Below are 19456 nucleotides of genomic sequence, written 5' to 3'. Positions count from 1 at the left end.
AGCGGCAGGGTTGCTGTATTTACAGATGGAGAGTGGACTCAGGAGGAAGATCATCGGGGTGAGACTGTTTATTCAATCACTGACGCCAAATCTTCTACTGTCGATTACATCGGCCCTATCCCTGCAGGTTTTACCGGCATTTCACCTTCCGGACCTTATCAGAAATGGAATGGTAAAAAATGGGTAACGGATACTGCAGCTCAGCACGCTGCTGATGTTGAATCGGCGGAGCAACAGAAAGCTGCGCTGCTTCTTGAGGCGAAAGCAACGATCAGTCTCTGGCAGACGGAGTTACAGTTAGGCATCATCAGTGATGAAGATAAAGCGAGCCTGATCGCCTGGATGAACTACATAAAAGCAGTTCAAGCTATAGACACGCCGAAAGCGCCGGATATCACCTGGCCGATACCACCTGCAGGTGACGCATAAGCCAAAAAGGCTGTCGGGAATATTCCGGCAGCCTTATGCACACACAAACCAACCTGGTGCACCCGCTTCGTCATCTCAGCCAGGATGATCTGTCTGGCCCCTGAACCCCCTGAACATTGCGCTTGTCATAAACCAGTTCAACTAACATCACTATACCTCCTTGCGAACTTGATCTATGAAAGCAAAAATACTACTGTATATGCATACAGTAAGTTTGGAGTGGAGGGTGCGTTCATGCCTCGTTTACCGGATGTACGTGCTGCTTTTATAGCGGCCATACAACAAAACCCGAAGGGCTATCTTTGTCTGCATACAGACAAATTCATCGCTGAACTGAGGGAGAGGAACTGGCATTTCAGCTATGAGGATGCAAACTCATGGATAGAGCGTAACCAGACTGGATTTGTAGATAAGACCACCGACGGCAGCGACAACCGTTACTGGATCCTGCGTAACATGGGGAGGGTATTCTAATGGGCTTTCCTTCACCGGCAATGGATTACGTTGAGCGCCAGCTTTCTCCAGCCGTTCTTTGCAATATTTCTGTAGATAGCCGGGTACTTGAAACTGATGTTGGGTTCGCGGTCATTGAACCTGCCACGAAAAAAACACAAGGTGATGTATTGCTTATCCTTTGCGACGGGCGCACGCAGTTTGCCAAGTTGATGGGAATTTCACTCATTACAGATGATGGCGAGGCGATAGAAGGTAATGCTCTCGAAGAAGTGGAAGTTCTGGGTAGAGTAACGTTCTTTATCAACCGAGCAGAAGATGATGATTGCGCGGTGGTATAGCCATTTCTCACAAAATAGCATTCCCCAAAATAAAAACTAAGTGGATGAAAAATATGGTGAAAATTAAGCATAAAAGCGCAAATAAATCAGCCAGTAAAATGCATGTAACTGGCTGATTTTTAATATTTAATTTGTGGTTGATGTGCTTTGCTTGTGGAACAGCTCCCGAAACACCGGATAAATGTCATCCTGGTCACGGATGTGCTGCATGGCAAAATTGTCAAACATTGACTGCAGATGTTCATACTCCCGCCACAGGGTTTGATGCGCGCGACGGGTGATTTCGATATAGCTGTAGTAACGCACCACTGGCAGAATTTTCTTCGCCAGAATCTCGTGGCACAGCGGAGAGTCGTCGGCCCAGTTATCGCCGTCCGACGCCTGCGCGGCATAAATATTCCACTGGGAGGGGTCGTAACGCTCTTTCACCACCTCATCCATCAGCTTCAGCGCGCTCGAGACGATGGTGCCCCCGGTCTCCTGCGAGTAGAAGAACTCATGTTCATCCACCTCCTTCGCCTGGGTGTGGTGGCGGATATAAACCACCTCCACGTTCTTATAGGTTCTGCTCAGGAACAGATAGAGCAGAATATAAAAACGCTTCGCCATATCTTTGGTGGCCTGGTCCATCGAGCCGGAGACGTCCATCAGACAGAACATCACCGCCTGGCTGGAGGGCTCGGGGCGTTTTTCGTAGTTCTTGTAGCGCAGGTCGAAGGTGTCGATAAACGGTACCCGTTCGATCTTCGCCCTCAGCTCGGCAATTTCTTTACGCAGGCGCTCCTCTTCCAGCAGTTGCGCCGGTTCCGTGTTTTCAACCACCTTCAGGCTGCTCTCCAGCTCGCGCAGTTCGCGACGTTTGCCTGCCGTCATGGCCGTTCGTCGCGCCAGCGAATTCTGCAACGAACGCACGACGCTGATGTTGGCGGGCACGCCGTTGGCGGTATAGCCCGCGCGATGGGTTTTATACTCATTAAGCTGACGATGCTGATTCTTTTTCAGATTCGGCAGCGCCAGGTCTTCGAACAGCAGGTCGAGATATTCATCTTTCGAAATCTGGAAGACAAATTCGTCCTGACCTTCACCGTCCTGGCTGGCCTGTCCCTGACCGCTTCCTGAACCACCGCCGCCGCCCTGAGGGCGCTCAATTCTGTCGTTCTGAACGAAATGGTCGTTACCTGGGTGTACGCGATGGCGCAGGCCGCCTCGACCCTGATGAAACATCGGTTCGCTGATGTCATCGGTGGGGATGGAGACAGACTCGCCGCTGTCGACGTCGGTCACCGAGCGTTTGTTGATGGCCTCGGAGATAGACTGTTTAATTTGCGCTTTATAACGGCGCAAGAAGCGCTGGCGGTTTACCGTGCTCTTGTTTTTGCCGTTAAGACGCCGGTCAATAAACCAGGTCATATGCCCCCCGTACTGCATTTGCCAACTCTATGCTGTGCGTGTAGTGCCGGATGCGCTGCGCTTATCCGGCCTACGGTTCGTTATTGCAGGCCCCGGCGTGGAGCCTTTTGTTTTAAGACGATTTACGCACGCGCAGGTACCATTCGCACAGCAGGCGGACCTGCTTGCGGGTGTAGCCTTTTTCCATCATACGATCGACAAAATCGTCGTGCTTTTTCTGCTCATCGGTTGAGGTTTTGGCATTAAACGAGATCACCGGCAGCAGCTCTTCGGTATTGGAGAACATTTTCTTCTCAATGACCGTGCGCAGCTTCTCGTAGCTGGTCCAGTTCGGATTGCGCCCGTTGTTATGCGCTCTGGCGCGCAGGACGAAGTTCACAATCTCGTTACGGAAGTCTTTCGGGTTACTGATCCCGGCGGGCTTCTCGATTTTTTCCAGCTCCGCGTTCAGGGATTCACGGTCAAACAGCTGGCCGGTATCCGGGTCACGATACTCCTGATCCTGGATCCAGAAGTCAGCGTAGGTGACATAACGGTCGAAAATGTTCTGCCCGTATTCTGAATAGGATTCCAGGTAGGCCGTCTGGATCTCTTTGCCAATGAACTCGGCGTATTTCGGAATCAGGTAACCTTTCAGGAACTCAAGATAGCGCTCAGCCTGCTCCTGCGGGAACTGCTCGCGCTCGATTTGCTGCTCCAGCACGTAGAACAGATGCACCGGGTTGGCCGCCACTTCCGCATGGTCGAAGTTAAAGACGCGGGAGAGGATCTTAAACGCAAAACGCGTGGACAGACCGTTCATCCCCTCATCAACCCCTGCATAGTCGCGGTACTCCTGATACGACTTCGCTTTCGGGTCGGTATCTTTCAGGCTTTCACCATCATAGACGCGCATTTTTGAATAGATGCTGGAGTTTTCCGGCTCTTTCAGACGCGAAAGGATAGAGAAGCGTGACAGCGTTTCCAGCGTGCCCGGCGCGCAGGGCGCGTGCACCAGCTCGCTGTGGTTAAGCAGTTTCTCGTAAATTTTGATCTCTTCGGAGATCCGCAGGCAATAAGGCACCTTGACGATGTACACGCGGTCAAGGAAGGCCTCATTGTTTTTGTTATTACGGAAGGTCACCCATTCAGATTCGTTGGAGTGGGCGAGAATAATCCCGTTAAACGGCAGGGCGGAAATGCCTTCCGTACCGTTGTAGTTTCCTTCCTGCGTCGCCGTCAGCAGCGGGTGCAGCACCTTGATAGGCGCTTTAAACATCTCGACGAATTCCATAATCCCCTGGTTAGCGCGGCACAGCGCGCCCGAGTAACCGTAGGCATCCGGATCGTTTTGGGCGAAGTTTTCCAGCTTACGAATGTCGACTTTACCCACCAGCGCCGAGATGTCCTGGTTGTTCTCGTCACCGGGTTCCGTTTTGGCGATGGCGATCTGTTCGAGGATGGACGGCCAGACTTTCACCACGCGGAATTTGGTAATGTCGCCACCAAACTCGTGCAGGCGTTTTGCCGCCCACGGCGACATGATGGTGCCGAGGTAGCGACGCGGGATGCCGTACTCTTTATCCAGAATTTGTGCATCTTCCTGCGGGTTAAACAGGCACAGCGGATGATCGTTGACCGGGCTGCGTTCGCCGTTGGCGCTGAGCACGTAGATAGGCACGCGCTGCATCAGCGACTTCAGGCGTTCCGCCAGCGAGGATTTACCGCCACCCACGGGGCCGAGTAAATAGAGGATCTGTTTCTTCTCTTCCAGACCCTGAGCGGCATGCTTCAGATAGGAGACAATCTGTTCGATAGCGTCTTCCATTCCATAGAATTCTTCGAACGCCGGATATCGGGCGACCACCCGATTCGAAAAGAGACGGGAAAGCCGTGGCTCCAGGGCAGTGTCAACCATGTTTGGCTCACCAATAGCCATCAATAGCCGTTCTGCCGCATTGGCATAGGCACTGCGATCTTGCCGACAGATGGTAAGAAACTCCTGCAGTGTGAACTCTTCGTCCTTGGCAGCTTCATAGCGCTGGCGATAGTGATCGAATATATTCATGGCATGCCGTCCTTTCGTTTTTTAGCACAGGATAAGAGCCGTTCGTATGAGTAGTGGAGGCTCCCGGAAGAGAATCTCTCGCACCTCACTGCCAGAGCAGCAACCTGTGTGCCAGGTCGGACGCTAAGAACCGCAGGGTGTTCAGGAAAACTCTTCTTAAATTAAAGCGTAGATGGCATTTGCAAAACTTGCATGCCCATAAAATCTACTTTCAATGACATATCAATAACTCATCCAAAAATTTCCACTGTCGTTATAAGGCAAAAGCACGTTTTTCATTCAGCGGTCATATAAATGAAAGCACGCTGTCATCTGTAAAGTTAAAAATAACGGGTTAATCAGACTGATTAGCAGGCAAAAAATTTTGGGATGTACGGGATTGGCGGTTACACTTCACACGCTGATTATTTGACTACAGGAAAGAATGGATTGTGACCAAACTCAAACTTCTGGCATTGGGCATCCTTGCCGCGACCGCAGTAAGCACCGCGCAGGCGGAAAGTCAGTGGACGGTTGGCGCGGGTGTTGGCGTCATTAACAGCCCGTACAAACAGTATGACCGTGATGTTTACCCTGTTCCCGTTATCACCTATGAAGGGGATAACTTCTGGTTCCGCGGGCTGGGCGGCGGCTACTATCTCTGGAACGATACGGCCGATAAGCTCTCCATTATGGCCTACTACGATCCGACTCACTTCAAGCCGGGTGACAGCGACAGCAACGCGCTTCGCCGACTCGACAAGCGTAAAAGCTCGATGATGGCCGGGCTCTCGTATGTCCACAACACCGAGTATGGCTTCCTGCGTACGGCCCTGGCGGGTGATACGCTGGATAACAGCAACGGCTTTATCTGGGACCTGGCGTGGCTGTACCGCTACACCAACGGCGGGTTTACCCTGACGCCGGGTATCGGTGTGCTGTACAGCAGCGAGAACTACAACGATTACTACTATGGCGTCTCTAAAAATGAGTCCCGTCGCAGCGGTCTGAAGAGCTACAGCGCAGACGACGGCTGGGATCCATACCTGGAGCTGACCGCAAGCTATAACTTCCTCGGCGACTGGAGCGTGTACGGCACCGGCCGTTATGAGCGCCTGAGCGACGAAGTGAAGGATAGCCCGATGGTCGATAAGTCCTGGGCAGGTATTTTCTCTGTTGGCGTGAGCTACAAGTTCTGATTGTGCATTAATTGAGTGCAATCATTGCATCAAAACGGGGCGCTTGCGCCCCGTTTGCTTTATCGCGGTGCAGGGTGCTTAACGCTTCACAATGCGTATTGTCTGCCCTAAACGAGACGGTTTTTCTTCGCTCGCTTTTTGAGGGGCGGTCACGCAGGCTGTTTCCACGCAGACGAAGGTTTTGTATCCGTCATCAGGAACGTCGGCCATGCTCACAGACAACGCCGGACCCGGGTTCCAGCCCACCACGTTGCTGTGGTGATGATGAACCACCTCAATGCCGCGGTTCAGGGCACCGTCGTGGATCACGCTGCATGCTTCCGGGTGCAGATAGACGCGGTCGGTACGGTCAGGGAACGCCTGAACGCCATCGCTCAGCTTGCCTTCCTTCGCGTTATCAACTTTGTCGATGAACGTATCACCGAGGCCGCTCACCTTCACGGCGCCGATGTCACCCACGTTGAAGTAGGTGTGCAGGGCAGAGGTGGTTTCGAACTCACCGTGGGCTTCCAGCTCAATTTCGCAGGTTTTACCCAGCTTGAAGCGGGCGTACAGCGTGAAATCATGCGGCCACAGCGCGCGGGTTTCATCGTTAGCCTGCAGCTCAAAGGTCAGCACGGCGCCGTTGTCGTCTTCGTTGTGCGCCTTCAGCGTCCACTGCTGGTTACGGGCAAAACCGTGAGAAGGCAAACCCGGCTGCGCAGACGGACCGAACCACGGCCAGCAGATCGGTACGCCACCGCGAATGGCGGCCCCTTTTTTGAAGGAGGTGGCATCGCTCAGCCACAGGCCTTCCACTTCGCCTTCTGGTTTCCAGGAGAGCAGGTGAGCGCCGTTCAGCGCTACGGAGGCTTTGACTCGAGGGTGGTCAACGACGATCACGTCGGCACCGTCAATCTGACGGCGGGAGAGCACAGGGGTAAGTTGTTCGACTACCGGAAGTGCAAAAATTTTATTAATCATTAAGCAATCCTCTGTCTAAAAAACAATAAAAAAGGCGACCGAAGTCGCCTTTTTGGATCAAACACTCATCTCAACTTATTTGGAGATGTGAGCGATCAGGTCCAGTACTTTGTTAGAGTAGCCGGTTTCGTTGTCGTACCAGGATACCAGCTTAACGAAGTTGTCGTTCAGTGCGATACCTGCTTTAGCATCGAACACGGAAGTGCACACTTCGCCGTTGAAATCGGTAGAAACAACGTCGTCTTCGGTGTAACCCAGAACGCCTTTCATTGCGCCTTCGGAAGCAGCTTTGATTGCTTTCTTAATTTCTTCATAAGAAGCAGCTTTTTCCAGACGAACGGTCAGGTCAACAACGGATACGTTAGGCGTTGGAACGCGGAACGCCATACCGGTCAGTTTGCCATTCAGTTCTGGCAGTACTTTACCTACTGCTTTAGCAGCACCGGTAGAAGATGGGATGATGTTCTGCGCTGCGCCACGGCCGCCGCGCCAGTCTTTGTGAGACGGGCCATCAACGGTTTTCTGAGTCGCGGTGGTCGCGTGAACGGTAGTCATCAGACCTTCGATGATGCCGAAGTTGTCGTTGATAACTTTAGCCAGCGGTGCCAGGCAGTTGGTGGTGCAGGATGCGTTAGACACGATATCCTGGCCAGCGTAAGTTTCGAAGTTTGCACCACGAACGAACATTGGGGTGTTGTCTTTGGAAGGACCAGTCAGAACAACTTTCTTCGCGCCTGCAGTGATGTGTTTACGTGCAGTTTCGTCGGTCAGGAAGATACCGGTTGCTTCAGCAACAACGTCAACACCGATTTCGTTCCATTTCAGGTTAGCTGGGTCTTTTTCAGCAGTAACGCGGATGGTTTTGCCATTAACAACCAGGTGGCCGTCTTTCACTTCAACGGTGCCGTCGAAACGACCGTGAGTTGAGTCGTACTTCAGCATGTACGCCATGTATTCAGCGTCCAGGAGATCGTTGATACCAACGATTTCGATGTCAGAACGTTTCTGAGCAGCACGGAAAACAATACGGCCGATACGGCCAAAACCGTTGATACCTACTTTGATAGTCATATATTCCACCAGCTATTTGTTAGTGAATAAAAGGTTGCCTGTAAAATTACAAAAACCTTACGCAGCGTCAAGCGGAATCGTGTCAATCATTGCGACAAATCAATCCTGTGACTAACGTTTGTGCGACTGACTCGCCTCACTTTCCCTTTGAGCTTGCAACCACATGGGGGCTGCGCCCGGGATTTTAAAGTCCTCGCAGGATAAAAATGTGAGCATGGTCACAATTGCCTGACTGCCTTTTCGCGACACATAAGTTTAGAACAAAAGTGCACGCAAGGGTGTTAATGTTTTGTTAGAATCCGGGTTAAAAGGTGTCTGTTTCTACAGCGAGATGTAAGCATATGTCGAACCAACGTAACCCTGATGATTTGAAAAAAAACCTCACAGAAATGCAGTTTTACGTGACGCAGAACCACGGCACGGAGCCGCCGTTCACCGGGCGTTTACTGCACAACAAGCGAGACGGCGTCTACCACTGTCTGGTCTGTGATGCCCCGCTGTTCAATTCACAAACGAAATTTGATTCCGGCTGCGGCTGGCCGAGCTTTTACGAGCCGGTGAGCGATGAGGCCATCCGCTACCTGACCGACTCGTCGCACGGCATGGTGCGTACGGAAATTCGCTGCGGCAACTGCGATGCGCACCTTGGCCACGTCTTCCCGGATGGCCCTCAGCCTACGGGCGAGCGTTACTGCGTCAACTCTGCCTCAATGAGCTTCACTGACGATGAAAACGGCGACCAGGTGAAGGGTTGAAAAAACGATTCAGCAAATTATTCCTTTAAAAGGGTGCGATTGTGAATATTGATGACATGATTAGCGGTATGACGCCGGAGATTTATCAGCGTCTGGTCACCGCCGTAGAGCTGGGAAAATGGCCCGATGGCGTCGCGCTGACGCCGGAGCAAAAAGAGAACAGCCTTCAGCTGGTGATGCTGTGGCAGGCGCGCAATAACACCGACGCGCAGCACATGACGATCGACACCCAAGGCCAGATGGTGATGAAAAGCAAGCGCGAGCTGAAAGAGGACTTCGGCATCACGCCGAAGCCGATTGCGACTTTCAAATAAGGCTCTCCCTGTAGGCCGGGTAAGCGTTAGCGCCACCCGGCACGCTTCACCTTAGTGTGGGATCCCGAGCGACGCCGCCAGCTGCTTCGCTAACTGGTTTTCGTCGTCCGCGCCGTACTCCCAGAACATTGCTCCGGCGAGACCTTTCTCCTTGATGTAGCCCGCTTTGATCGCCACAGAACGCGGGTTCTCATACGAAATCGCAAACAGCGCGCTGCCATCAGCACCCTTCACCGAGAGCCACGGCACTTTCGCCTGGTCGTCCCAGTGCTCGGTAAAGCGTTTCTGCGGATCGTTCAGCAGCTTTTTGACGATATCGTTGTACTTCACGTAGGTATCCTTGGTCAGGTCATAGCCAAGAGACTTGAACAGCCCGATCTCCTGAGGGCCAAAGTACGGCTGGGTCACCGGATTTTTTTGCGCATCCGGTTTCGTCCAGTCGATCCCCGGCTCTACGGCACGTTTCGGTACGCGGCCATAGAAACCTATCCCCAGGTTCATCTGCTGCGGCTTCAGCCCGGCGGCCAGATAGTTGTTGACCACAAAATCGACGCTGTATTTGTCAGCGGCAGCCACCGTCGGCCAGGCGCTGGAGTCATACAGGTTGGCGTTAAAGTACTGCGTGCCGTACGCCATGTCGTAGGTCATCAGGTTGATATAGTCGAGCAGGGGCGCAATGGCTTTCACATCCACCCAGCTTTTCGGGCTTTCCGCATTCGCGCCTACCGCAATGGTGACCAGCTTTTTGTGCCCGAACGCGTTGCGCATCTCTTTCAGCAGGGCGGTAAAGTTATCCCGGTCGGCGGGCTGGCTTGCCACCAGGCCCCAGGCGCCGTTGACCGGATACTCCCAGTCGAGGTCGATCCCGTCCAGACCGTATTTGTCGACAATCTCCTGCGCGGAGCGGATGAACACCGCGCGCGTCTCCTTAGTCGCCGCCGCACCCGAGAAGCCGCGAGCGCCCCAGCCGCCAACGGAGAGCAGCACCTTAAGGTTTGGGTTTTGCTTGCGCAGGGTTGGGATTAACGCGAGATCGGACGCCACTTTTGGCGATAGCCAGATCTGATGCAGCTTCGCCGGATCTTTCAGCGCGGCGTTGGTTTCGTCTTTTTCGTCGTTATAGACCAGACCAAACGAGTAGTTCAGATGAGTAATCTGGCGAACGTCCAGTTTGTTGATATCGCCGCCCGGTCCGGCGGTGACGTCGCCACCCCCATTGAAATAGCCCACCGACATCAGGGGCGCAGCGAAAGCAAGTGACGTGCAAAGCAGGGGTAATGCTGCCAGCAAGGGCAAACGTTTCATACAAGTTCCTCTTTGACTAAATAGAAATAACCACGCCACGGAAAAGGCGTGGCGAAAAAACAGCCTGACGAGAATAGCATTGCCGCTTCGCTGAGGATGCGAGGGAGTTCACTTTATGGGGATCGGAGGGGGAGTTTTGCCGGGTGGCGCTAACGCTTACCCGGCCTACAAAACCAAAGATGTAGGCCGGGTAAGGCGCAGCCGCCACCCGGCTTAAAAGGCCTAAGCCTGCGTTTCCAGCCAGTCTTCGAGCGTATACAGCGTGGCGCCTTCCGCGGCCATATCCATAAACGCCTGAGCGCTGTCCTGCGGGGCAATGTTCACTCCGCGGCAGCCGTCGGTGATGACGCTGACGGTATAACCCAACTGGATCGCATCCAGCACGGTGAACTTCACGCAGTAGTCCGTTGCCAGGCCCAGCACGATCAGCTCCGTGATTTCGTGGTGACGTAACCACGCGTCCAGGGCCGTTTTCTGACGATGCCCGTTATCAAAAAACGCGCTATAGCTGTCGATAGCCGGGTTTTCGCCTTTATGGAACACCGCGTCGATGGCCTTCTGATTCAGGAGCGGATGCAGCGCCGCGCCTTCCGTCTGCTGTACGCAGTGATCCGGCCAGAAGGTTTGCGCCAGCCCGTCGAGTTCACCCTGGGTGAAAGGCTCGACGCTGTGCTGGCTGGCAAAGCTGCCGTGGTTTGCCGGGTGCCAGTCCTGGCTTGCGACAACCGCTTCACCGCGGGCTTTGCACCAGTCGATCAGCGTGTTGGCCACGTCAACGGTGCTGTCACCCTCGGCGACGGCCAGCGCACCGCCCGCGCAGAAATCATTTTGCAAATCGACCAGGAGCAGGGCGCGTTGCTTCATGAGCACTCCTTATTCGTCCGGGGTCAGCTCGCCGCGCAGATTTTGCATCATCGCGCTGCGAATGGACTGAATGTCCAGATCCTGACTCAGTAAATAGTGAAGTTTAGTCAGCGTTGCCTCAACGGTCATATCGAAACCGCTGATTACCCCCGCATGCGCCAGCGCGTTACCGGTGGCATAGCCGCCCATATTGACCTTTCCGGACATACACTGGGTCAGGTTCACCACCACAATCCCGCGCTCGCTGGCCTCCTGAAGCTCCTTCAGGAATTCGCCGTTCTGCGGCGCATTGCCCACGCCGTAGGAGCGCAGGATCAGCGCCTTCACCGGCTGGCGCAGGAAGTTGCGCACCACGTCGGCAGAGATACCCGGGTAGATGGTGACCACGCCAATCGGCTGCGGGGTAATCGGGTGCACAATCAGCTCACCCGCGGTATTCGGTGCCGGAGGCGTCCCCAGACGACGGATATGGATCCCGGCTTCCAGCAGCGGCTGCAGGTTAGGGGAGGCGAAGGCGTCAAAACCGTCGGCGTGGGCTTTAGTGGTGCGGTTACCGCGATACAGACGGTTGTTAAAGAACAGCGACACTTCGTTAATCGGGTAATTCGCCGCCACGTACAGAGAGTTGAGGAGGTTGATCTGCCCGTCCGAGCGCAGCTCCGCCAGCGGGATTTGCGACCCGGTGACGATAACCGGCTTGCTCAGGTTCTCCAGCATGAAGGAGAGCGCCGAGGCGGTAAACGCCATGGTGTCGGTACCGTGCAGGATCACGAAGCCGTCGTACTGGTCGTAATGGGCTTTAATATCATCCGCGATATGCTGCCAGTCCTCCGGCGTCATGTCGGAGGAGTCCATCAGCGGCTCGTATTCGTGGATAGTAAAGTCAGGCATTTCCGGACGGTGGAATTCAGGCATCAGCGCAAGCTGACGCTGAAGGTGGCCGGAGACGGGGATATAGCCGTTTTCAGAGCGCTGCATACCGATGGTACCGCCAGTGTAGGCTACATAAATCGATTTCTTCTGCATGGTAGTGAGTTCTTGTTCTTCAAAAGAAAAAAATCCCCTCTTCGCGGGAAGAGGGGACGGTTTTTAACGGACGTTCGCGCAGGTCAGGCAAAACGCGTAACGACTCTGTGGATCGTTGAAGGCCGCCAGCTTGTCGCTCTCCGCCTTCATCGCTTTTGCCGCCGTGGCGACCGGCGCAGGCAGGTAAGCCTGCAGCGCCTCCGGCAGCATCGCGCGTACCGAGCCGGACATGCTGTCCATGACCATATCGAAGAACGACGGTTCGTCCTGGTAATACTCGATATGCCACTGCTTCAGCTTCGCCAGTTCGGCGGCTTTCTTCACCGCGTCATCGAAGTCGCCCAGGCTGTCTACCAGACCGTTGCTCTTCGCATCCTGACCGGTCCAGACGTGGCCCTGCGCGATCTGGTCAATCTGCTCAGGCGTCTTTTTACGCGAGTCGGCGACCAGGGTGATAAAGCGTTTATAGCCGTTCTCAATGCTGAGCTGCATCATCTCTGAGACTTCCGGCGGCAGGGATTTGGTCACCGAGACATCCGCCAGCGGGGAGGTCGCTACGCCATCGGTATGCACGCCCAGATAATCCAGGCTGTTCTCTACGGTGTTGATCACCCCGAAGATGCCAATCGAGCCGGTCAGCGTGCTTGGGTTAGCCACGATGTAGTTGGCTGGCGTGGAGATCCAGTAACCTCCGGATGCGGCCATTCCGCCCATCGACACCACTACCGGCTTGCCGGCGGCGCGCGCTGCGGCCAGCTCAGCACGGATCACCTCGGAGGCGCTGACGCTGCCGCCAGGGCTGTTGACCCGCAGGACAATCGCCTTCACTTTCGGATCCAGACGCGCATCGCGGATTTGTGACGCGGTCGTATCGCCGCCCACGTTCCCCGGGGTCTCCTGACCGTCCATGATGGCGCCGTTGGCAAAGACCACCGCGACGCTGTCACCGCGATCGTCCGGTTTTTTCGTCGAGTAATCATACATGCTGATGGCGCTGTAATTTTTGTCCTCTTTGCTCCAGCCAAACTGTTTGCTCAGGGATTTTTCAATCTCGGCGCTGGTGCCCAGGGCATCAACCAGTTTGTTATCGAGGGCATATTTCGCGGTGTCGCCGTCAACCTTACGCAGACCTTCCAGCACGCCCTGCGCGCCCGGGAACACCTGCTCGGGCGTCATCTGGCGGTTCGCGGCAACGGTGCCGAGATAGTTCTGCCACAGCTCGCCAATCCAGCGGCTGTCCGCTTCGCGGGCGGCAGGGGACATGTCGTCGCGGATAAACGGCTCGACGGCAGACTTATAGGTGCCGACGCGGAAGACGTGGGTGGTGACCTTCAGCTTGTCGAGGAGCGATTTGTAGTACAGGCCGTTGGTGGCAAAGCCGTGCAGATCGACCGTACCCTGCGGAGAGAGCCAGATTTTATTGGCGAAGCTCGCCAGATAATATTGCCCCTGGCTGTAGCTGTCGCCCACGGCAATCACCGGCTTGCCGCTGTCGCGGAATTCGCGCAGCGCTTTACCGATGTACTGCATAGAAGGCTGATCGCCGCCGGCAAAATCTTTCAAATCCAGCACGATGCCGGTGATGTTGCGGTCGTCTTTGGCCTGACGGATGGTATCGACGATATCGAACAGGGAGTTTTCCTGCAGGCGGTCGGACGTGGCGCCAAACAGCTGACGGCTGATGACGCCCAGCCGGTTGCTGGCTGACGGTTTATCAACGATTACGCCGGTGATATCCAGTAACAGCGCCCCGCGAGTGGAGTGCTGCGCCTGATTCGCGTTGCTGATGTGCATCCAGATGCCCGCACACACCAGAACCAGCAGGATGAAGAAGATGTTCATCACCAGGTTGCGGACGAAGTTGAGCAGTCGCCACGTCCATTTAAAGAAACCGGCAATAATTCGCCAAAGGGTTCGCATGTATTCTCCCTAACCAGAAAATGACTGTTTCCGTCGCCACTGGACGGTAATGTTGGGTTATCGTAATGACCCAACCGCCACTTGTCAGCAGGAATCGCCTGCCAGGCTGTAACAAAATCTGCCGTCGTGTTAATTTTGTGAGTAAATTTCAAGAAAGGAGTTAACCAATGGACGCACTCGAACTGCTTGTTAACCGCCGTAGCGCTTCCCGTCTGGCTGAACCTGCCCCGGCAGGCGAGCAGCTGGAGAACATTCTGCGTGCCGGCATGCGTGCCCCCGATCACGGCACGCTGCAGCCGTGGCACTTCTTTGTGATTGAAGGCGAAGGCCGCGATCGTTTCAGCCAGCTGCTGGAGCAGGGCGCGATTGCCGCCGGGCAGGATGAGAAAGGCATCGACAAGGCGCGCAATGCCCCGTTCCGCGCGCCGATGATTATCGCCGTCGTGGCGAAATGCCGTGCGGACCATAAGGTGCCGGTCTGGGAGCAGGAAATGTCCGCAGGCTGTGCGATAATGGCAATGCAGATGGCCGCCGTCGCGCAAGGGTTTAACGGCATCTGGCGCACCGGTGCGCTGACCGAGAGCCCGGCAGTACGCGACGGTTTTGGCTGTGGCGAGCACGACAAAATTGTCGGTTTCCTCTACCTCGGTACCCCGCAGCTTAAAGCCTCCAGCACCATCAGCGTGCCGGATACCACGCCTTTCGTCAGCCGCTTCTGATAACCCGCGCTAAACTGTCTGGATTCTGAGCATCCGCCGCAGAATTCAGACAGTCATACTTACCTCTTTATGGAATGAGCGCTACCATAGCGCGATTGAGATGACAGGAGACGTCCATGAGCGAGCAAACTATTCGTTTAACGCAGTACAGCCACGGAGCCGGTTGCGGTTGTAAAATTTCCCCGAAAGTGCTGGAGACCATCCTGCACAGTGAACAGGCGAAGTTTGTCGACCCGAACCTGCTTGTCGGCAATGAAACGCGTGACGATGCTGCAGTTTATGACTTAGGTAACGGCACCAGCATTATCAGCACCACCGACTTCTTTATGCCGATTGTCGATAACCCGTTCGACTTCGGGCGCATTGCGGCCACCAACGCCATCAGCGATATCTTCGCGATGGGCGGTAAGCCGATCATGGCGATTGCCATTCTGGGCTGGCCGATCAACACCATCCCGCCGGAAGTCGCCCGCGAGGTGATTGATGGCGGTCGTTTCGCCTGCCAGCAGGCGGGAATTGCGCTGGCCGGCGGTCACTCGATTGATGCTCCAGAACCTATCTTCGGCCTGGCCGTCACCGGGGTGGTGCCGACCGAGCGCGTGAAGCGCAACAGCACCGCGCAGGCGGGCTGCAAGCTGTTCCTTACCAAGCCGCTGGGCATTGGCGTGCTGACCACCGCCGAGAAAAAATCCCTGCTGAAGCCGGAGCACAAAGGTCTGGCAACGGAAGTGATGTGCCAGATGAACCTTGCGGGCGCGGCGTTTGCCAATATCGACGGCGTGAAGGCGATGACCGACGTGACCGGTTTTGGGCTGCTGGGGCACCTCTCGGAAGTGTGTCAGGGCGCGGGCGTGCAGGCGCAGGTCTGGTATCAGGACGTGCCGAAACTGCCGGGCGTGGAAGCGTACATTGCTCAGGGCGCCGTTCCGGGCGGTACTCAACGCAACTTCGCCAGCTACGGTCATCTGATGGGCGAAATGCCTGAAGAATGGCGCAACCTGCTGTGCGATCCGCAAACCTCCGGCGGCCTGCTGCTGGCGGTCACGCCGGAATCCGAAGCCGAGGTTCAGGCGACCGCTGCCGAGTTCGGCATCACCCTGACGGCGATCGGCGAGCTGGTGACCGCGCGCGGTGGCCGACCGATGATTGAGATCCGTTAATTCGATGCGGTTGTTTATTGCCGAAAAGCCGAGCCTGGCGCGCGCTATCGCCGACGTGCTGCCTAAGCCGCACCGCAAAGGCGACGGCTTTATCGAATGCGGTAACGGACAGGTGGTCACCTGGTGTATTGGTCACCTGCTTGAGCAGGCGCAGCCGGACGTCTACGACAGCCGCTACGCCCGCTGGAATTTGAACGATCTGCCCATCGTGCCTGAAAAATGGCGTCTGCAGCCCCGGCCGTCGGTGACCAAACAGCTCAACGTGATCAAGCGCTTTCTGCATGAAGCCGATGAAATCGTGCACGCGGGTGACCCGGACAGGGAGGGGCAGCTGCTGGTGGATGAGGTGCTGGACTACCTGGAGCTGGCGCCGGAAAAGCGCCAGCAGGTTCAGCGCTGCCTGATTAACGACCTCAACCCGCAGGCGGTGGAGCGAGCCATTTCGCGCCTGCGCGCCAACAGCGAGTTTATCCCGCTGTGCGTCTCGGCTTTAGCCCGCGCCCGCGCCGACTGGCTGTATGGCATCAACATGACCCGAGCGTACACCATTCTTGGGCGTAACGCAGGCTATCAGGGCGTACTCTCCGTGGGCCGCGTGCAAACGCCGGTACTGGGGCTGGTCGTGCGTCGCGACGAAGAGATCGAGAATTTCGTCGCCAAAGATTTCTTTGAAGTAAAAGCGCATATCGTCACCCCGAAAGACGAGCGCTTTACCGCCGTCTGGCAGCCGAGCGACGCCTGCGAATCTTACCAGGATGAAGAAGGGCGGTTGCTGCATCGTCCGCTGGCGGAGCATGTGGTTAACCGCATCACCGGTCAGCCCGCTATCGTCACCAGCTATAACGATAAACGGGAATCAGAACCCGCGCCGCTGCCGTTTTCGCTGTCGGCCCTGCAGATTGAGGCCGCAAAGCGCTTTGGCCTTAGCGCGCAGAACGTGCTGGATATCTGCCAGAAGCTCTACGAAACCCACAAGCTGATCACCTATCCGCGTTCCGACAGCCGCTATCTACCGGAAGAGCATTTTGCCGGTCGCCATTCGGTGATGAACGCCATTAGCGTGCACGCGCCGGATCTGCTCCCGCAGCCGGCGGTAAACCCGGACACCCATAACCGCTGCTGGGACGATAAAAAGGTGGACGCCCACCACGCGATTATCCCGACGGCGCGCGCCAGCGGCGTTAACCTGACCGATAACGAAGCGAAGGTCTATAACCTGATCGCCCGACAGTACCTGATGCAGTTCTGCCCGGATGCCGTATTCCGCAAGTGCGTGATTGAGCTGGAGATTGCCAAAGGCAAGTTCATTGCCAAAGCGCGCTTCCTCGCGGAAGCCGGCTGGCGCACGCTGCTGGGGAACAAAGAGCGTGACGAGGAGAACGACGGCACGCCGCTGCCGGTGGTCGCCAAAGATGACGAGCTGCTGTGCGAGAAGGGCGAAGTGGTGGAACGTCAGACCCAGCCGCCGCGCCATTTCACCGATGCAACGCTGCTGTCGGCGATGACCGGGATCGCCCGCTTTGTTCAGGATAAAGATCTGAAGAAGATCCTGCGCGCCACCGACGGTCTGGGGACGGAGGCAACCCGCGCGGGGATCATCGAGCTGCTCTTTAAGCGCGGTTTTCTCGAAAAGAAAGGGCGCTATATCCATTCGACAGAGCCGGGCCGCGCGCTGATTCACTCGCTGCCGGAGCTGGCCGCAAGGCCGGACATGACGGCGCACTGGGAATCGGTGCTGACGCAGATCAGCGAGAAGCAGTGCCGCTATCAGGACTTTATGCAGCCGCTGGTCGGGACGCTGTATCAGCTGATCGATCAGGCGCGCAGCACGCCGGTAAAAACGTTCAGAGGAATGGTTGCACCCGGTGGCGGCGCGAAGAAACCGTTTAAAAAGAAAAAGAGCGCGGCATAATTTCGTAAGCCGCACTGCGGCCTGAAAAAGCCCGGTGGCGGCTACGCCTTACCGGGCCTACAACGTCTGGACCTGTCCAATCATCCAAAAAGAAAAAAGAGCGCGGCATAATTTCCGTAGGCCGGGTAAGGCGCAGCCGCCACCCGGCGAAAAGCGGCTCTGCGGCCTTACACCACGCCCTGACCAATCATCGCGTCCGCCACCTTCACGAACCCGGCAATATTCGCCCCGCGCACGTAGTTGGTTTGCGACGCTTCCCCGCCGTACTCCACGCAGGCGTGGTGAATATCCAGCATGATGTGGTGCAGACGCGCATCCACCTTTTCCGCCTTCCAGCCGAGACGCGCGGCGTTTTGCGCCATCTCGAGGCCGGAGGTCGCCACGCCGCCTGCGTTAGCGGCCTTGCCCGGGGCAAACAGCACGCCCGCTTCCAGGAACAGATCCGTCGCGTCGATGGTGGTCGGCATATTCGCCCCTTCGGCCACCGCTTTTACGCCATTGCCAATCAACGTGCGCGCGGCCTCCACGTCCAGCTCGTTTTGCGTGGCGCAAGGCAGGGCGATATCCACCGGTACGCCCCACGGCTGCTTCCCTTCCAGATAGGTCAGGCCAAACTCGCGGGCATAATCCGCCACGCGACCGTCGCGGCTGGCTTTGATGTCACACAGGCGCGCCAGTTTTTCCGCCGTGAAGCCCGCTTCATCCACCACCGTGCCGCTGGAGTCAGAGGCGGTCACCACGCGAGCGCCAAACTGCATCGCTTTCTCAATCGCGTACTGCGCCACGTTACCGGAGCCGGAGACCGCGACGCGCATCCCTTCAAAGCCTAAACCGTGACGCTTGAGCATGGCCTCGGTGAAGTAGACCAGCCCATAGCCCGTGGCTTCCGGGCGGATCAGGCTCCCGCCAAACGACAGCCCCTTGCCGGTAAACACGCAGGCGCTGTTGTTGGAGAGCTTTTTCATCATCCCGGCCATAAAGCCCACTTCACGTCCGCCCACGCCGATATCACCGGCAGGCACGTCGGTATCCGGGCCCAGGTGACGCCAGAGTTCGGTCATCAGCGCCTGGCAGAAACGCATCACTTCGCCTTCGCTTTTGCCCTTCGGGTCGAAATCGCTCCCGCCTTTCCCGCCGCCCATGGGCAGCGTGGTGAGGGCGTTTTTGAACGTCTGCTCGAAGCCGAGGAATTTCAGAATGGACAGGTTCACGGAGGGATGAAAACGCATGCCGCCCTTAAACGGGCCGATGGCGGAGTTAAACTGCACGCGCCACGCGCGGTTAACCTGCACCTGGTTGCGATCGTCCACCCACGTCACGCGGAACTGGATCACGCGCTCGGGCTCGACGAGGCGTTCAAGCAGCGACATCTGGCGATAACGCGGGTTTTGTTCAAGGAAGGGCCACAGGGTGGTCATCACTTCACGCACGGCCTGCGCGAACTCGCTTTGGTGCGGGTCGCGCTGCTGAACGTGGGCAAGGAAACTTTCCAGAGAGCGTGTCTGATCCATAGATATAAGAACCTCTTATAATAATGTTTGCTTATGACTTATGCGATTTGTGTTGTTTTTTTGACTATACCACCCGTA

Annotated in this window: 18 protein-coding genes; 9 read left to right on the top strand and 9 right to left on the bottom strand. The window is 56.1% G+C overall.

All coding sequences use genetic code 11. The features are described from left to right. From ACMWKK_RS13265 to ACMWKK_RS13255, 3 genes are all read left to right on the top strand, one after another. Positions 1–429, top strand: a 429-nt coding sequence (locus tag ACMWKK_RS13265) for a tail fiber assembly protein (protein ID WP_406542811.1), incomplete at its 5' end; no start/stop codon positions are given. A gap of 234 nt (positions 430–663) precedes the next feature. Next, the gene (locus tag ACMWKK_RS13260; RefSeq protein ID WP_406542810.1) at positions 664–903 is read left to right on the top strand and encodes a hypothetical protein; all 240 of its coding nucleotides are present in this window, start codon (positions 664–666) and stop codon (positions 901–903) included. Then, positions 903–1223 (top strand): hypothetical protein, encoded by a 321-nt coding sequence (locus ACMWKK_RS13255; RefSeq protein WP_248047128.1) that lies wholly within the window; start codon positions 903–905, stop codon positions 1221–1223. Before ACMWKK_RS13260 ends, ACMWKK_RS13255 begins: the two co-directional genes overlap by 1 nt. A gap of 126 nt (positions 1224–1349) precedes the next feature. Here the strand turns inward: ACMWKK_RS13255 and ACMWKK_RS13250 are convergent, their stop codons facing one another. Continuing rightward, positions 1350–2633, bottom strand: coding sequence for a YeaH/YhbH family protein (locus ACMWKK_RS13250; RefSeq protein ID WP_406542809.1), 1284 nt, complete (start codon positions 2631–2633; stop codon positions 1350–1352). A 112-nt stretch (positions 2634–2745) separates the two neighbouring features. After that, the gene (gene yeaG / locus ACMWKK_RS13245) at positions 2746–4680 is read right to left on the bottom strand and encodes a protein kinase YeaG (RefSeq protein WP_008500713.1); all 1935 of its coding nucleotides are present in this window, start codon (positions 4678–4680) and stop codon (positions 2746–2748) included. Between the two features lie 431 nt (positions 4681–5111). On the opposite strand from yeaG, the gene ACMWKK_RS13240 reads away from it, so the two are divergent. Then, positions 5112–5858: a MipA/OmpV family protein gene (locus ACMWKK_RS13240; protein ID WP_112780764.1), complete on the top strand. Its 747-nt coding sequence runs from the start codon at positions 5112–5114 to the stop codon at positions 5856–5858. Positions 5859–5936: 78 nt separating this feature from the next. Here the strand turns inward: ACMWKK_RS13240 and ACMWKK_RS13235 are convergent, their stop codons facing one another. Beyond that, positions 5937–6821: a D-hexose-6-phosphate mutarotase gene (locus ACMWKK_RS13235; protein WP_045327015.1), complete on the bottom strand. Its 885-nt coding sequence runs from the start codon at positions 6819–6821 to the stop codon at positions 5937–5939. 75 nt (positions 6822–6896) lie between these two features. Continuing rightward, the gene (gene gapA, locus ACMWKK_RS13230) at positions 6897–7892 is read right to left on the bottom strand and encodes a glyceraldehyde-3-phosphate dehydrogenase (protein WP_014831506.1); all 996 of its coding nucleotides are present in this window, start codon (positions 7890–7892) and stop codon (positions 6897–6899) included. A gap of 341 nt (positions 7893–8233) precedes the next feature. On the opposite strand from gapA, the gene msrB reads away from it, so the two are divergent. Both msrB and ACMWKK_RS13220 read left to right on the top strand, forming a co-directional pair. Next, the gene (gene msrB, locus ACMWKK_RS13225) at positions 8234–8647 is read left to right on the top strand and encodes a peptide-methionine (R)-S-oxide reductase MsrB (RefSeq protein ID WP_032639794.1); all 414 of its coding nucleotides are present in this window, start codon (positions 8234–8236) and stop codon (positions 8645–8647) included. A gap of 41 nt (positions 8648–8688) precedes the next feature. After that, a complete protein-coding gene (locus tag ACMWKK_RS13220) occupies positions 8689–8961 on the top strand; it encodes a YeaC family protein (RefSeq protein ID WP_045327016.1) in 273 nt (90 codons plus the stop codon). Positions 8962–9012: 51 nt separating this feature from the next. Here the strand turns inward: ACMWKK_RS13220 and ACMWKK_RS13215 are convergent, their stop codons facing one another. The 4 genes from ACMWKK_RS13215 to sppA form a co-directional block, all read right to left on the bottom strand. Then, complete coding sequence (locus ACMWKK_RS13215) at positions 9013–10266, bottom strand: glycoside hydrolase family 18 protein (protein ID WP_112780763.1); 1254 nt, start codon at positions 10264–10266, stop codon at positions 9013–9015. A 222-nt stretch (positions 10267–10488) separates the two neighbouring features. Then, complete coding sequence (gene pncA, locus ACMWKK_RS13210; RefSeq protein ID WP_112780762.1) at positions 10489–11130, bottom strand: bifunctional nicotinamidase/pyrazinamidase; 642 nt, start codon at positions 11128–11130, stop codon at positions 10489–10491. Between the two features lie 9 nt (positions 11131–11139). Further along, entirely contained in the window at positions 11140–12156 is a 1017-nt protein-coding gene (ansA, locus tag ACMWKK_RS13205) for an asparaginase (RefSeq protein WP_008500705.1), read from the bottom strand. 63 nt (positions 12157–12219) lie between these two features. After that, positions 12220–14076, bottom strand: a complete 1857-nt coding sequence (gene sppA, locus ACMWKK_RS13200) for a signal peptide peptidase SppA (RefSeq protein ID WP_045327020.1) — start codon at positions 14074–14076, stop codon at positions 12220–12222. A 167-nt stretch (positions 14077–14243) separates the two neighbouring features. Here sppA and ACMWKK_RS13195 point away from each other — a divergent pair, with 167 nt between their 5' ends. The 3 genes from ACMWKK_RS13195 (at position 14244) to ACMWKK_RS13185 (ending at position 17867) form a co-directional block, all read left to right on the top strand. Continuing rightward, a complete protein-coding gene (locus tag ACMWKK_RS13195) occupies positions 14244–14795 on the top strand; it encodes an NAD(P)H nitroreductase (RefSeq protein ID WP_112780761.1) in 552 nt (183 codons plus the stop codon). A gap of 116 nt (positions 14796–14911) precedes the next feature. Continuing rightward, entirely contained in the window at positions 14912–15955 is a 1044-nt protein-coding gene (gene selD / locus ACMWKK_RS13190; protein WP_045327022.1) for a selenide, water dikinase SelD, read from the top strand. 4 nt (positions 15956–15959) lie between these two features. Continuing rightward, positions 15960–17867, top strand: coding sequence for a DNA topoisomerase III (locus tag ACMWKK_RS13185; RefSeq protein WP_047723679.1), 1908 nt, complete (start codon positions 15960–15962; stop codon positions 17865–17867). Positions 17868–18034: 167 nt separating this feature from the next. Here ACMWKK_RS13185 and gdhA read toward each other — a convergent pair whose 3' ends face one another. Next, the gene (gene gdhA, locus ACMWKK_RS13180; protein WP_112780760.1) at positions 18035–19378 is read right to left on the bottom strand and encodes an NADP-specific glutamate dehydrogenase; all 1344 of its coding nucleotides are present in this window, start codon (positions 19376–19378) and stop codon (positions 18035–18037) included. Between the last annotated feature and the right edge of the window lie 78 nt (positions 19379–19456).

The sequence above is a fragment of the Enterobacter sp. 01-M-03-SI-ECC genome (genome assembly GCF_047530215.1).
GTDB classification, from domain to species: domain Bacteria; phylum Pseudomonadota; class Gammaproteobacteria; order Enterobacterales; family Enterobacteriaceae; genus Enterobacter; species Enterobacter chengduensis.
Note: the sequence above shows the minus strand (reverse complement) of the source record. Positions and strands in the feature narration are given on the sequence as shown.

Bases quoted from the DNA above. Each gene is read 5' to 3' on its own strand.
- ACMWKK_RS13260 (WP_406542810.1), top strand. From the start codon at position 664: ATGCCTCGTTTACCGGATGTACGTGCTGCTTTTATAGCGGCCATACAA.
- ACMWKK_RS13255 (WP_248047128.1), top strand. From the start codon at position 903: ATGGGCTTTCCTTCACCGGCAATGGATTACGTTGAGCGCCAGCTTTCT.
- ACMWKK_RS13250 (WP_406542809.1), bottom strand. From the start codon at position 2,633: ATGACCTGGTTTATTGACCGGCGTCTTAACGGCAAAAACAAGAGCACG.
- yeaG (WP_008500713.1), bottom strand. From the start codon at position 4,680: ATGAATATATTCGATCACTATCGCCAGCGCTATGAAGCTGCCAAGGAC.
- ACMWKK_RS13235 (WP_045327015.1), bottom strand. From the start codon at position 6,821: ATGATTAATAAAATTTTTGCACTTCCGGTAGTCGAACAACTTACCCCT.
- gapA (WP_014831506.1), bottom strand. From the start codon at position 7,892: ATGACTATCAAAGTAGGTATCAACGGTTTTGGCCGTATCGGCCGTATT.
- msrB (WP_032639794.1), top strand. From the start codon at position 8,234: ATGTCGAACCAACGTAACCCTGATGATTTGAAAAAAAACCTCACAGAA.
- ACMWKK_RS13215 (WP_112780763.1), bottom strand. From the start codon at position 10,266: ATGAAACGTTTGCCCTTGCTGGCAGCATTACCCCTGCTTTGCACGTCA.
- pncA (WP_112780762.1), bottom strand. From the start codon at position 11,130: ATGAAGCAACGCGCCCTGCTCCTGGTCGATTTGCAAAATGATTTCTGC.
- ansA (WP_008500705.1), bottom strand. From the start codon at position 12,156: ATGCAGAAGAAATCGATTTATGTAGCCTACACTGGCGGTACCATCGGT.
- sppA (WP_045327020.1), bottom strand. From the start codon at position 14,076: ATGCGAACCCTTTGGCGAATTATTGCCGGTTTCTTTAAATGGACGTGG.
- ACMWKK_RS13195 (WP_112780761.1), top strand. From the start codon at position 14,244: ATGGACGCACTCGAACTGCTTGTTAACCGCCGTAGCGCTTCCCGTCTG.
- selD (WP_045327022.1), top strand. From the start codon at position 14,912: ATGAGCGAGCAAACTATTCGTTTAACGCAGTACAGCCACGGAGCCGGT.
- ACMWKK_RS13185 (WP_047723679.1), top strand. From the start codon at position 15,960: ATGCGGTTGTTTATTGCCGAAAAGCCGAGCCTGGCGCGCGCTATCGCC.
- gdhA (WP_112780760.1), bottom strand. From the start codon at position 19,378: ATGGATCAGACACGCTCTCTGGAAAGTTTCCTTGCCCACGTTCAGCAG.